The 13221-nt window shown below is 75.2% G+C and carries 10 protein-coding genes; 2 read left to right on the top strand and 8 right to left on the bottom strand.

Annotated features, from left to right (window positions below; all coding sequences use genetic code 11):
- Positions 1–222 precede the first annotated feature (222 nt).
- Together ACVWNX_RS30985 and ACVWNX_RS30990 are read right to left on the bottom strand one after the other, a co-directional pair.
- Positions 223–834: an ATP-binding protein gene (locus tag ACVWNX_RS30985; protein WP_454411499.1), complete on the bottom strand. Its 612-nt coding sequence runs from the start codon at positions 832–834 to the stop codon at positions 223–225.
- Positions 835–1157: 323 nt separating this feature from the next.
- Positions 1158–1556 carry a hypothetical protein gene (locus ACVWNX_RS30990; RefSeq protein WP_454411500.1) on the bottom strand — a complete coding sequence of 133 codons (399 nt, stop codon included), beginning with the start codon at positions 1554–1556 and terminating at the stop codon, positions 1158–1160.
- A 225-nt stretch (positions 1557–1781) separates the two neighbouring features.
- On the opposite strand from ACVWNX_RS30990, the gene cds1 reads away from it, so the two are divergent.
- Positions 1782–2993, top strand: coding sequence for an L-cysteine desulfhydrase Cds1 (gene cds1 / locus ACVWNX_RS30995; RefSeq protein WP_454411501.1), 1212 nt, complete (start codon positions 1782–1784; stop codon positions 2991–2993).
- On the opposite strand, the gene ACVWNX_RS31000 is transcribed toward cds1, so the two are convergent.
- Both ACVWNX_RS31000 and ACVWNX_RS31005 read right to left on the bottom strand, forming a co-directional pair.
- Positions 2990–3496: an SRPBCC family protein gene (locus ACVWNX_RS31000; protein WP_454411502.1), complete on the bottom strand. Its 507-nt coding sequence runs from the start codon at positions 3494–3496 to the stop codon at positions 2990–2992. The genes cds1 and ACVWNX_RS31000 overlap by 4 nt on opposite strands.
- An 83-nt stretch (positions 3497–3579) precedes the next feature.
- Positions 3580–4419 carry a DeoR/GlpR family DNA-binding transcription regulator gene (locus ACVWNX_RS31005; protein ID WP_454411503.1) on the bottom strand — a complete coding sequence of 280 codons (840 nt, stop codon included), beginning with the start codon at positions 4417–4419 and terminating at the stop codon, positions 3580–3582.
- A gap of 562 nt (positions 4420–4981) precedes the next feature.
- On the opposite strand from ACVWNX_RS31005, the gene ACVWNX_RS31010 reads away from it, so the two are divergent.
- A complete protein-coding gene (locus ACVWNX_RS31010; protein ID WP_454411504.1) occupies positions 4982–7678 on the top strand; it encodes a hypothetical protein in 2697 nt (898 codons plus the stop codon).
- A gap of 67 nt (positions 7679–7745) precedes the next feature.
- On the opposite strand, the gene ACVWNX_RS31015 is transcribed toward ACVWNX_RS31010, so the two are convergent.
- The 4 genes from ACVWNX_RS31015 to ACVWNX_RS31030 all read right to left on the bottom strand — a co-directional run bounded on the left by ACVWNX_RS31015 (position 7746) and on the right by ACVWNX_RS31030 (position 13188).
- Entirely contained in the window at positions 7746–10184 is a 2439-nt protein-coding gene (locus tag ACVWNX_RS31015) for a right-handed parallel beta-helix repeat-containing protein (RefSeq protein ID WP_454411505.1), read from the bottom strand.
- A gap of 174 nt (positions 10185–10358) precedes the next feature.
- Positions 10359–11183, bottom strand: coding sequence for an MOSC domain-containing protein (locus ACVWNX_RS31020; RefSeq protein WP_454411506.1), 825 nt, complete (start codon positions 11181–11183; stop codon positions 10359–10361).
- Positions 11184–11257: 74 nt separating this feature from the next.
- Positions 11258–11689: a DUF6643 family protein gene (locus ACVWNX_RS31025; protein WP_454411507.1), complete on the bottom strand. Its 432-nt coding sequence runs from the start codon at positions 11687–11689 to the stop codon at positions 11258–11260.
- 326 nt (positions 11690–12015) lie between these two features.
- Positions 12016–13188 carry a glycosyltransferase gene (locus ACVWNX_RS31030; protein ID WP_454415006.1) on the bottom strand — a complete coding sequence of 391 codons (1173 nt, stop codon included), beginning with the start codon at positions 13186–13188 and terminating at the stop codon, positions 12016–12018.
- Between the last annotated feature and the right edge of the window lie 33 nt (positions 13189–13221).

The following is a 13221-nucleotide window of genomic DNA, read 5'->3' on the forward strand; positions in this document are numbered from 1 at the left end:
CTTCCCGATCGGGTGAACCGGAGCGACCGGCGGTCTTCCCTCATGGTCCGCCGCGAGCGGGGCCGCCGTCCACCGAGCCACGCCCGGCACGCCGTTGGACCACCGCGCCGGGCGCCCCCGCCCCGCACGCCGGGTGTCGTCACGGCCGTCAGCGGTACGGTGTCCACCCCCCGTCCGGGTGGTCCCGGAGCACCGGGAAACCGTCGGTCCCGGGGCGGGGGATCAGCCGGGCAGGGCCGAGCGGGCGGGTGCGTGGGCGTCCGTCCGCCGTTCGTCGTCCACCGCCGTGGGGCAGGGGCGCCCGGCGACGGACGCGACGGCGACGGTGACCAGTTCACCGGGGGCGTCCACCGCCACCGGTCCGTCCCCGATCCGCTCCGGGACGGCCGGGAGGCCGAGGAGGGCCGGGTCGACGGGGACGACGGGGACGGGGTCCGGGGCGGGGACCGCGAGGGTGAACCACACGGTCTTGCCCGAGGCGCCGAGCGGGCGGGCGCCCCAGCTCTCGCTGACCGCGGCGATCAACGCGAGGCCCCGCCCGTTGGTATCGAGGGGCCCGGCGCGGCGCACGTCCGGCAGCCGGGGGTCGCGGTCCCGCACCGACACGGTCAGCCGGTCGAGCAGCAGGGTGAGCTCCACGGTGCACGTCTTGTCGGGAACGGCGTGCCGGTGGACGTTCGCCAGCAGCTCGGTCACCCCCAGCGACGCCTGCTCGACCAGGTCGTCCAGACGCCAGTAGCGCAATTGTGCGGAAACGATTCTGCGGATCTGTCCGATCCGCGACGGCAGGGCCTGTAGCTCCACCGCGCAGTGCCTGCTTGGCTCGCTGATCACGGCTGCGACTCCCCGAATTGAGGTCCGGAAGGAGGACGAGTACCGATGCCAGCAGGGCGGCTTCCCTCACCGCCGTCCGCTGTGTGCCCGGCGGAACTGGTTCGCAGCGTTATCGCCGGTCAACCCTGAGTGATGTGAGTGGGACCAGCGTGACCCACGGGACGGGGGGTCGCAACTCGCGGAGCGCTGGGCCGACGAGGGCCGTCAGCCGTCAGCCGTCAGCCGTCACCCGGCGGACGTCCCTTGTCCGCCACGGACGGGGCCGGACCAACCGGACGCGGCCCGGCCCGGCCCGGTCCCGTCCGTCCGGCGCGGTGCCCGTGTCATGCCTCCCCGAGGTCCCCCCGGCGGCTCCCGTGCCCGTCCCGCCGTGGCCGGTCGCCCGCGCGCCGCACCGCCTCCACGAACCGCCGTGCCGCCGAGCCCGGGCCCCCCGTCCCGCGCCCGGACCGCTCCGGGGCGACCGGTGACGGGTCGTCGGCCGCGTCCATGGTGAGCACGTACCGGGTGCCGTTGAGGTCCGCGTGGGCCCGTTCCCCGGAGGCGAACCACGAGGTGCCCGCGCGGACGGCGCCCACCGGGGCGCTGTCGATCTCGCTGCCGTAGCTGGTGAGCAGTTCCAGCCTGCCGTCCGCGATCCGGACCTGGCCCGCACGGGTGAGGGAACGCAACCGCCGTTCGATGCGCACGCCCCGTGCCGTGAACTCCGCTTCATCCGCCATGGTCCGGCCCCCTATGACCTTCGCCGCTCCTTCGGCCCCGCAGTCGCAGTGTGCTCCGCGACGGGGCCGGACGCCAGTGCGCGTCCCAAGGTTCGCCTTCATCCCGTCCAAGCGGTGTTTATGCAGGTGGGATGAGGTGAGGGAGGGGCATATGATCGGGGCATAGGGCCCATGGCACCCGCAGGTTCCGACCGGGTGCCCCGTGGTGTGGTCCGAGGAGGCACGATGGACACCCCCCGAGCAGCGGACCGCCCCGGCCCACCGGAGCACCCCGGACCGTCCGGGACGCGCGTCCCGCCGGACGGCTCCGCCCCGGCCCCCGCACCTGCCGCCGCGCCGTTGCCGACCCTCGACACCGACCGCTCCGACGCCGCCTACCGGGACTGGCTGAAGGACGCCGTCCGCAAGGTGCAGGCCGACGCCAACCGGTCCGCCGACACCCATCTGCTGCGCTTTCCGCTCCCCGAGTCCTGGGGCGTCGACCTGTACCTCAAGGACGAGTCGACCCACCCCACCGGCAGCCTCAAGCACCGCCTCGCCCGCTCGCTGTTCCTCTACGGGCTGTGCAACGGCTGGATCCGCCCCGGCCGCCCGGTGATCGAGGCGTCGAGCGGCTCGACGGCCGTCTCCGAGGCGTACTTCGCCAAACTGATCGGCGTCCCCTTCATCGCGGTGATGCCCCGTACGACCAGCGCGGAGAAGTGCCGACTGATCGAGTTCCACGGTGGACGCTGTCACTTCGTGGACGACCCCCGGACCATGTACGAGGAGTCGGCCGCTCTCGCCGTGGAGACCGGTGGGCATTACATGGACCAGTTCACCTACGCCGAGCGGGCCACCGACTGGCGCGGGAACAACAACATCGCCGAATCGGTCTACCGTCAGATGGAGCGGGAGCGTCATCCCGAACCGGCCTGGATCGTCGCCACCGCGGGGACCGGCGGCACCTCCGCGACCGTCGCCCGCTACGTCCACTACATGCAGTACGACACCCGGATCTGCGTAGCCGACCCGGAGAACTCCTGCTTCTACGACGGCTGGACGACCGGGAACCCGGACGTCACCACCGACCGGGGTTCCCGGATCGAGGGCATCGGACGGCCCCGGATGGAGCCCAGCTTCGTCCCCGGCGCCGTGGACCGGATGATGAAGGTCCCCGACGCGGCCTCCGTCGCCGCGGTCCGGGCACTGGAGGAGGCCATCGGCCGCAAGGCGGGCGGCTCCACCGGCACCGGACTGTGGAGCGCGCTCAGGATCGTCTCCGAGATGCTCGCCGCGGGCCGCACCGGCAGCGTCGTGACCCTGCTCTGCGACCCCGGCGAGCGCTACCTCGACAAGTACTACTCGGACGACTGGCTCGCCGCCCAGGGCCTGGACGTCACCCCGTACCGCGCGCAGCTCGACGCCTTCCTCCGCACCGGGAGCTGGCCGACCTAGACCCTGTCGGCCCCGGCGTCCGTCCCCGGTTCCGGGTCGGGTTCGCCGAGCCGTCGTGCCAGGCGTTCCATCGCGTCCCGGAACGCCTGGCCGAGCCGTGGCCGGGCCCGGCGCAGCACGAACCGGAAGACCGCCGTGCCGTCCGCCGCCACGGTCCACTGCACCCGGGTGCCGTCCGGCGTCGGCGTCAGCACCCACTCCTCCAACAGCCCCCGCACCCCGGGGGCGTTGGCGACGTCCACCCGGTACGCGTACCGTGCGGGCGCGTCGTGAGCGATGACCGTCTCCTCGAACCGGCCGCCGCCCCACAGCCGGACCGAGCGGCCCCGGTCGGTGTGCCGTGCCTCGGTGACCGCCCGGAACCACAGCGGCCACTCCGACACGTCCCGGGACAGGGCCCGGAACACCGCGTCGGGGGCGACCGGGACCTCCCGGGCGAAGACCAACCGCACCGGGGCGGTCGTCGTGAAGTCGAGCCCCACCGGGCTCAGTCGGTGTGCCACGCTGCCCCCTCACCGTCCGGCGCCGTGCCCGGCACCCGGAGGCGGGCGGCCGCGCCGACCCCGTCACCCTAGTCCGCTCCCGGTCAGCTGTCTGTACCGCCTGACGCCTCCTCCGGGCCACCCGCGACGATCAGCCGCGGCAGCGACTCGGCGATCTCGGCGCGCGCCTCGACGGGCAGCCCCGCGTCCGTGACCAGGGTGTCCACCTGGTCCAGCGAGGCGAACGAACTCAAGCCCACCGTCCCCCACTTGGTGTGGTCCGCGACCACCACCACCCGGCGCGCCGACCGCACCAGCCGCCGGTTGGTCTCCGCCTCCGCGAGGTTCGGCGTGGACAGCCCGGCGGTCACCGATATGCCGTGCACCCCGAGGAACAGCACGTCGAAGTGGAGCGCCGCGATGGCCTGGTCCGCGACCGGGCCGACCAGGGAGTCCGAGGGGGTGCGCACCCCACCGGTGAGCACCACCGTCGCCAGCCCCTGCCGCTGTCCCGCGCCGCGCTGCGCCGTGTGGAAGACGTCGGCGACCCGCACCGAGTTGGTGACCACCGTCAACTCCGGTACGTCCAGCAGGTGGTGGGCCAGCGCGTAGGTGGTGGTGCCGCCCGACAGCGCGATCGCCGTGCCGGGCGCCACCAGCGCCGCCGCCGTCCGCGCGATGTCCTCCTTGGCGGTCAGCTCCAGGGCCGACTTCACCTCGAAACCCGGCTCGTGGGTGCTCGCCTCCACCACCGGCACCGCCCCGCCGTGCACCTTCTCCAGCACCCCCTGCCGGGCGAGGGTGTCCAGGTCCCGTCGGACCGTCATGTCCGACACCCCGAGCTTGCGGGTGAGTTCGTTGACGCGCACCCCGCCCCGGCGCCGCACCTCATCGACGATCAGGGCGCGCCGCTGCTCCGCGAGGAGGTTCTGGTTCTCGCTCACGACACACTCCGCCCACTCGGCATACGTCTCTTCCTCGCTGTCCTTCGCCGGTCCACGCTGACTCACGACCGTGCCGTACGCGCGCTCACTGGCGTACCCGCGCCGCCGCTCCGTGCTGTACCCATCGTGTCTGCCGTGCCCGTGGCGCACCGCGCTCGGACGTGCCGCCCACCGCGCGGGGACGGCGTGCGCACCGTACCGCGCCGGACGGCCGGAGCCGGTCGGGGTTCCCGCCCGGCGCCCGCCGTCACCGGGTCACGGGACGGTACGGAGAACGGGGCGGACCGGTCGGACCGGCCGGGCCGTTCCGCGCGCACCACGCTCCCGCGACCCGCGCGCAGTGCCCCCGACCGGGGGGACGCGGGCCCCGGGGGCCCCATCCTCGCACGCGGTGCCGCCCGGCGCGGCGGGTGGTGCGCCCCCGCGCCACCCGGCCCGCACCGTCCCGCCACAGGTCCCCCCAATCGGGGAGATTCCGGCGGGACGGGTGTACGGCGGCCCGGCCCGCGCGATTCTTGGACTCCACACACGAAGGAACGACACACGCCTCGGGGGAAGCGTCATGAAGCATGCCCGTCAAGCGTCCCGCTGTCCGGACGGACACGTGTCCGGACCGCCCGGCACCGCGCTGGAGCTCCTGGTGCACGGAGTCGGCGGCGCCAGCGCCCGCCAGTTGCTGAACGACCCGCGCACCGTCCGGGTGACCGGCGACGACACCGCCGCGGTGCACCGCCGCGCGGACGACCTGGACGCGGAGATCCGGCCCGGTCCGTCCGGCCGCCGGATCCAGGAGGCGTACGTCTGGTCCAATCTGACCTCCGGCGGTGCCGGACGCGCCCTGTGGCTGCTCCTGCTGCCGTTCATGGTGGTCAACCTGGCCCACTGGATGCGTCCGCCCGGCGACGGCCGGAGCCGCGCCGCCCGTGGCTACGCGCTGTGCGTGCGGCTGGCCGCGCTCAGCCTCACCGTGCTGCTCACCGCCGCCGTCTGCGAGGTGGTCCTCGACCTGATCGCCTGGCAGTGCGCGGGCCTCGGCGCCTGCGCCGACCGGCGGTCCTGGCTGGCGTTCGCCTCCCCCGGGGCCTCCCCGGGCGGCTGGTGGACCCAGCCGGGCCGTCGACTGGCGCTCGCCGCCCTGGTGCCCGCCGCCCTCGCCGTGCTGCTCTGGTACCTCTCGCACCGCACCTGGCGGGCCTACGAGTCGCAGGAGCCGCCGGACGTCCTCCCCGCCGAACCGGTGCCGCCCGCCGCCCCGACCGCTCCCGCCGCTCCGGCCTCTTCGGCGAACCCGGCGTCTTCCCGGGCCCCCGCGTCCCCCGAGGCCCCCGAGGCACTGGCGTCCCCCGAGGCCCCTGCGTCGCCTGTGGCCCCGGCGCTCCACGGGACCCCGGTGTCCCCGGCACCTCCCAAGTCCCCGGCGGCCGGGGAGGCTCCGGGCGCCCCGCGCCGCCGTACCGCCCGGACCCCGCTGGCCCGGCCCGGCTTCTGGTACGGGCGCCGGCTGGTGGCCCGGCTGCGGGCCGCCCACACCGCCGCCGCCCTGCTCACCGTGGCCGCCGCCGTCGCCGTCCCGGCCGCCGGGTTCGACCACCGCGACGGCGGACCGCTCCCGCTGGCCGTCCTCGGCACCGCCCTCCTCGCGCTGATCGCCGCCGCCCTGACGCTCACCACCGCCGTGGTCTGCCGACGGGGCCGCAGTGAACGGCTGCTGGACCGCGGCCTCGACGGCCCCCGGGTGCGGTTCCTGCCACCGCTGGCACTCGGACTGCTCGTCCTGGCGGCCGGGTACGCGAGCTGGTCCCGGCCCGGCTGGCGCTCCACCGGACGCCTCCCCGGCGATCTGGTCTTCGGCGCCCTCACCCTGGTCCAGTGGGCGCTGGTCCTCGCCCTCGCGGTGACCGCCCACACCCTCCACCGGTCCGCCCCCCGCTCCCGGACCGTGCTGCGCGGCCTCGGCGGACCGGCCGTCACCGTCCTCGCCTGCTCCCTCGCGGGGGTCCTCACCGGCGGCGGCGCCCAGCGCGCCGCCGACTGGCTGGACGGAGCCGTCGCCCCGGACGCCGGGGGGCCGTTCGCCGGTCCGCCGGTGCTGCTCGGCTGGCAGGCGACCGCGCTGCCGCCGCTGCTGTTCCTGGTCGCCCTGGTGCTGGCCTGGCTCGCCGTGACCGCCGTGCGCCGGACCCGGGTCGAGGAGGCCGACGTCCGCGCGGACTACCCGGACGAACGTCCGCCCGGCCCGGCCGCCGCCACCCCGGGCGCCGGGCCGGAGGACGACCGGCCGCCCACCCCCGAGGACGGCGCGCGCGCCAGGGCCATCGCCCGGGCCCGCGCCTGGGCGGGCCTCACCGACCGCGCACCGGTCCTCGTGGGCACGTTCGCCGTGGCCTCCCTGGTCTTCGGCGGGGGCGCCCTGCTGGGCGCCTGGACGAGCGGCGGGGTCCCGGTCCGGGCCGCCGCGGACGCCCCCGGCCCGGTCGCGGACCTGGTGGGCCTGGCGCAGGCCACCGGATCGTGGCTGGCCGGAGCCGGGTTCCTGCTGCTGGTCCTCAGCGCCCGGCGCGCCTACCGCGATCCCCGGGTCCGCCGCACCGTCGGCATCCTGTGGGACGTGGGCACGTTCTGGCCGCGCGCGGCGCACCCGTTCGCCCCGCCCTGCTACGCGGAGCGCGCCGTGCCGGACCTCACCTGGCGGGTGCACACCTGGACCCGGCGCAACCCGGGCCGTCTGGTCCTCTCCGGCCACTCGCAGGGCAGCGTCCTCGCCGCGGCGGCCGTCTGGCAGCTCGCCCCCGCCACCCGGGAGCGCGTCTCGCTGCTCACCTACGGGTCCCCGCTGGAGCGGCTCTACGGACGGTGGTTCCCGTCCTGCTTCGGCCCGGAGGCCCTCGCCGCCCTGCACCGTGAGACCGGCCGCTGGCGCAACCTCTACCGGGAGACCGATCCGATCGGCGGCCCGGTCCTGGTCGACGGCGACGCCGGGGTGGACCGTCCGCCGCTCAGGGACCCCCTCGCCTACGGCCGCACCCCCTGCCATCCGCTGCCCGCGCCGATCCTCGGCCACTCCGACTACCAGGCGGACCCGGCCTTCGCGGAGGAACGCGCGCGTCTGCTGGGCCGTTCGCCGTCCGGTGTGCCCGAACCCCGGAGCGCGGGGGCAGACGGCCCGGACGGGGCGGGCGATCCGGGGGGAGCGGAGCGAACGGACGGGGCGGCCGGGACGGGAGCGGAGGGGGCCGGGGCCGGGGCGCCCGGCGGCTGAACCCGGGGCCGGGGGCCGCACCGGGGGCACGGCCGTCCGGCGCCTTTGGTCCGGCCCCCGGCCCCGGTCACGAGGGTCCGGGGAGGTCCGGCAGGTCCGCCGGGTACAGCAGGGTGAGGTCGTCGGTGCTGGGCTCGGTGATCTGGGCGACGCGCCCCGCGTGCCGCTCCACCATCGCCTCGAACGTCTGCCGGGCGGTGCGGCCGTTGCCGAAGGCGGGGCCCTTGGGGAGGTCGGTGAAGTACTGGTGCAGGGACTTCGCGGTCCCCTCGCCCAGCCGGTACTCGTGCTCCTCGGCCTGCTGTTCCACGATGCTCAGCAGCTCGTCCGGCAGGTAGTCGTGGAAGGTGATGGTCCGTGAGAACCGGGACGCCACACCCGGGTTGACGGTGAGGAACCGCTCCATCTCGACGGTGTAGCCAGCGACGATGACGACCACCTCGTCCCGGTGGTCCTCCATCAGCTTGACCAGGGTGTCGATCGCCTCGCGGCCGAAGTCGCGGCCGGAGTCCTCGGGGGAGAGCGCGTACGCCTCGTCGATGAACAGCACCCCGCCGCGCGCCCGGTCGAACGCCTCCTGGGTGCGGATGGCCGTCGAACCGATGTGCTCGCCGACCAGGTCGACCCGGGACACCTCCACCAGGTGGCCCTTCTCCAGCACGCCCAGCGAGGCGAGGATCTCGCCGTAGAGCCGGGCGACGGTGGTCTTGCCGGTGCCGGGGGAGCCGGTGAAGACCAGGTGCCGCCGGGCGGACGCGGCCTTCAGCCCGGCCCGCTGGCGCCGCCGTCCGACCTCGATCATGTCGGTGAGGGCCCGCACCTCGCGTTTGACGCCGTCCAGGCCCACCAGGGCGTCGAGTTCCCCGAGCACCTCCTCGGCGGGCCGCGTGGGCCCGGCGGGGGGGTCGGGAACCGTCGACGCCCCGGATATGGCCGCGCGGGGCGCGGGCACGCCGGTCAGCACTCCGACCGGCTGCGGGACCGGGGCGGTGAGCGCGGGCGGCGGGGGCGCGGTGGGCGCCGTCACGGCGCGCAGCCCCGCGCTCTCGTCGCTGGCGCAGTCCTCGACCACGGGACCGTCCTCGGCGAACTCGAAGCCGCCGCGCGCGCAGCGCTCGCTGCGGCAGCGGCGCAGGGTGGTGCGGCAGCCGTCTATCACATGGAAGCCGTAGCCGCCGCTGTCGGTGACCTTGCAGCCGGTGAGGGTGCCCCGGCCGCCCGCGGACACGTAGAACCCGGCCTCGGCGGGCGAGGTGACGGTGCAGCGTTCGACCACCGGGTCGGCGCCCTTGGTGATGATGACCCCGGTCTGCACCGCGTCCACCGTGCAGTTGGCGAGGGTGCCGCCGCTGCCGTGGTCGCGGAACCAGGCACCGGTGGCGGCCTCCCGGATGCGGCAGTCGTCGAGCTGGGCCGTCGCCCCGTCGCTGACCGACACCGCCGTGTTGCGGACCTGGGTGAGGTCGGTGTCCACCACGTCCGCCCGCGAGCCCCGGTCGAGCACGAACAGCGCGTCCGGCACGTCCCGCACCCGGCAGGCGTCGAGGACGACCGCCGCCCCGTCGCTGACCCACACCGCCGGGTAGTCGCCGGTGCTGTCGTGGATCTCGCACTGGTTGGCGTCGACGCGGGTGCCCGGGTCCCACACCGACAGCCCGTTGCGGCCGAAGCGGTTGATGGTGGAGCGGGTCAGCGTCAGCACCGACCGGGACCGCAGGTCCACCGCGTTCTCGGGGACGTCGTGGATGCGGCAGTCGGCGAGGGTCAGCACCGCGTCGGTGTCGAGGGTGATCCCGTCGGCGGTGGTCCGGTGGACGTCGCAGTCGGTGAGGTGGGCGGTGCCCCGCGCGGTGATCTGCACCCCGGAGCCCTTGACCTCGTACACCTCGCAGCTCACGGCCTCCAGGGTCGAGCCCTCGCCGGTGACCGACAGCCCCGGGCCGGAGGAGTGGTGCACCCGGCACCGCTCCAGCCGGGGGCGGCCACCGCCGCGCACCGCGATCCCGGACTGTCCGGCGGCGAGGACCTCGCACTCCTCGAAGACCCCGCCCCCGCCGTCCAGGACGGCTATCCCGACGCCCGCCGGGTTGTCGACGGTGCAACGGCGGACCATCGGCCGGGCGTCGCCCCGTACTTCGATGCCCACCGCCGACCGGGTCACGATCCGCACCTCGGTCACCTCCGGCACCGACTCCTCGACGAGCAGCGCGGGCGCGGCCGAGTCCTGGCCCTCCAGCACCAGTCCATGGACGGTGGCGGGTGCCCGGAGGGTCAGCGGCACCCCGTCGACGGGCGCGATGCGCACCGAACCGGCCGCTCCCTCGGGCCCCCGGAGCGTCACCGCCCGTTCGATCACCAGGTTCTCCCGGTAGGTCCCGGGGGCGACGGTGAGCACGTCGCCGTCCCCCGCGGCCTCCAGGGCCGCGGCGAGGGAGCCGTACTCACCCGTGCGGCGCCGCCACCGCGATGTGCCCGTGTGCGTCACCTGGACCGTGCCCTGTGCCATGGCGCTGTTCTGTCCCCACCTCGTCGAATACGCGGGTGTCGCGATGCTGCCGAAGACCTCGGCCGCTCCACCGTAGCGTGTGCGGGGCAACCGAGTTGACCAGAGCGAAGGGCCGGTCAGGGGCCCGCGCCGGTCGGACGCCACCGGGTGGACGGCGGTCCGCCCGGGGGGTGTTCACTCCAGGACGGTGACGGGGTCGCCCACCCGCAGGACGCCGGTGCGTTCGGGGACGAGGTTCTGGCCGAAGACCAGCTGTCCGTCGATCCTGCGGTGCCGGGCCAGGGTGCGCAGGGGTTCCTTGCCGCGCACGGCCGTGCGCTGGTCGGTGGTGGTGACCGCGCAGCGCCCGCACTTCTTGGCGACCCGGAAGGTGACCTCGCCGACGGCTATCCGCGACCAGTCGTCCTCCGCCCACGGCTCGGTGCCGCTCACGACCAGGTTGGGTCGGAAGCGGTTCATCGGCAGGGGGCCCTCGTCGGCGTGGTCGCCGTGCGCGATGAGGTCGTTGAGGGCGTCGAGGGAGCCGAGGCTGGTGACCAGCAGGGGGTAGCCGTCGGCGAAGGAGACCGTCTCGCCCGTGTGCGCGAACGCGGGGTCGACGGGACGGCTGACGGCCGGGTCCGGCATGTGCACCAGCCGGACCGGGACGTCGAGGAAGTCGCTGAGCCAGGCGTCCGCCGAGGGGTCGGCGGGAGCGGCCGCCACGGTGTCCCCCCAGACCTGGACCGGGAGGCGCGGCCCGGGGTCGGGGACGGCGACGGTCAGGGGGGCGCGGCCGGGCGCGGAGAGCAGCAGCCCGCCCCCCGGCCGTGGCGCGGCGTGGACCAGCGCCAGCCGGGGCCGCTGCCGTTGGGTGACGGCCTTGGCCGACTCGTCGACGAGCATCCAGCGCCGGTCACCCGACAGACCCCACGGTTCGACCGTCGCCTCGTCGGGCGCGTCGCCCTGGACGGCCTTCACCGGGAAGACATGGAGGGACACGAGCACGGAATTCGCCATGAACCCATCCTGCCAGGCGGTACTGACAGCGACGGCGGCGAGTCGGCCCGCGTCCCGCTCCGGTCGGCGCCCCCTCAGTAACCCCGGTACTGGCGCTGCTGCGGATCGTCGTAGGGGGCCGGTCGCGGGGCCGCCGGACGCATCGCCTCGTAGCCGGTGGGCGGCGCGGGCCGCGGCGGCTGGGGCTGGGCGCCGGGATAGCCGCGCGGCCCGCCGACCGCCTGCTGCGGGAGGTACGGCACGGCCTGCTGGAGCGGCGCGGGCTGCGGGGCGGGCGCGTACCCGTACTGCGGCGGGTACGGCTGGGGCGAGGGCGCCGCGGGCAGCGCCGGGAGCGCGGACGGCAGCGCGGGCAGATGACTGCCGGTGTCGTACGCGGCGGGGACCCGGATCGGGGCGATCTGAGGTGTGCCCCGCTCTGCGACCAGGGAGTCGTAGATCGGAGTGTCCCGGAAGGACGGCGCGGGGTAGTAACCGCCGCCATAGGTGGAGCGGGGGGAGGTCATGGCACCTAAGTTAAGCCCACGATGTGCTGGTTGGGGAGACCGATAAGAGGGTTGTTTTCCGTGCCGGACGGAGTCCCTGAGACCGTCAATCCCATCGAACTCGGGAAAACTCGACAAAATCGCTCGTGCGGTGACGTAGGGATCATGTAAAGGCCGTCGATCGCGGGGCGGTTGCTGGTGGTTGGCCGACGATCATCCAGTTCGTCCCGGAGAGCGCCTCCGCTTCTCCCCCCGCTCTCCGACCCGTTCCCCTCCCGTTCCCGTTCGCCTTCCCCTCTTCTCCCTCTTCCCCTCCTGTCCTCGCCCCGCCTCCTCCTCGTTCCCCCTCACCGCTCCTGGCGCGCGGGCCGCGCGTACGTCCGTCCCTTCCAGGCCGCCCCGCGCCCCCGGTGGTGCCGCACCCCCGAGTCCACCGTCATCAGCGCGTACAACAGCGCGCTGAACGGCAGCGCCGGAGCGAGCCCGAGCGGCAGCCGGTAGTGGCGCAGCACCGGCGCGTACGTCACCGTCATCAGCGCCCACGCGCACCCGCCGAGCAGGACGAGCGCCGTCCCCGACGGCGTCCCCGCCAGCACCCCCGTCACCAGGGCCACCGGCGGCACCAGGTACACCAGGGCCAGCCCCGCCACCGTGCCCGCCAGCAGCGCCGGGGAGTACCGCAGCTGGCAGTACGCGCTGCGCGCCACCATCCGCCAGAGGTCCGCCAGCCGGGGGTAGGGCCGCACGCTCTCCACCCGGTCCGCCAGCCCCAGCCAGATCCGGCCGCCCGAGGACTTCACCGCCCGGGCCAGCGACACGTCGTCGATCACCGCGTGCCGGATCGACTCCGGCACCCCCGCCCGGTCCGCCGCCTCCGTCCGCAACAGCGCGCAGCCGCCCGCCGCGGCGGCGGTCCGCGTCCCCGTCCGGCGCACCCGGCGGAACGGGTACAGCTGGGCGAAGAAGTACACGAACGCCGGGACCACCAGCCGCTCCCAGCCGCTCGCCACCCGCAGCCGCGCCATCAGCGACACCAGGTCGTACCCGCCCGCCTCCGCCCCCGCGACCAGCGCGCGCAGACTGTCCGGCCGGTGCGCGATGTCGGCGTCGGTGAGCAGGAGGTAGCGCGGCGCCCCGTCCCGGCGGGCCAGCTCCATCCCGTGCCGGACCGCCCACAGCTTGCCCGTCCAGCCTCCCGGCGGCCCGCCCGGCGAGGTCACGGTCAGCGGGGCGCCCCCGTACCGCTCGCCCAGCTCCCGGGCCAGCTCCCCGGTGCCGTCGGTGCTGCCGTCGTCCACCACGACGACCTCGAACCGGCCCGGATAGTCCTGCGTCAGCAGCGAGGGGAGGGTCAGCGGCAGCGAGGCGGCCTCGTCACGGGCCGGGACCACCGCCGTCACCGACGGCCACCGCCCCGGCGGCCCGCCCGGCGGCAGCCGCACGTCGGTCCGCCAGAAGGAGTCCCGGCCGAGCAGGAGCCACACCCAGGCGGCGGCGGACGCCGCGGCACACCAGACCATCGCGTTCACCCCGCGCAGTCTGCCGCACGGCCC

This window comes from Streptomyces sp. JNUCC 64, assembly GCF_054484115.1.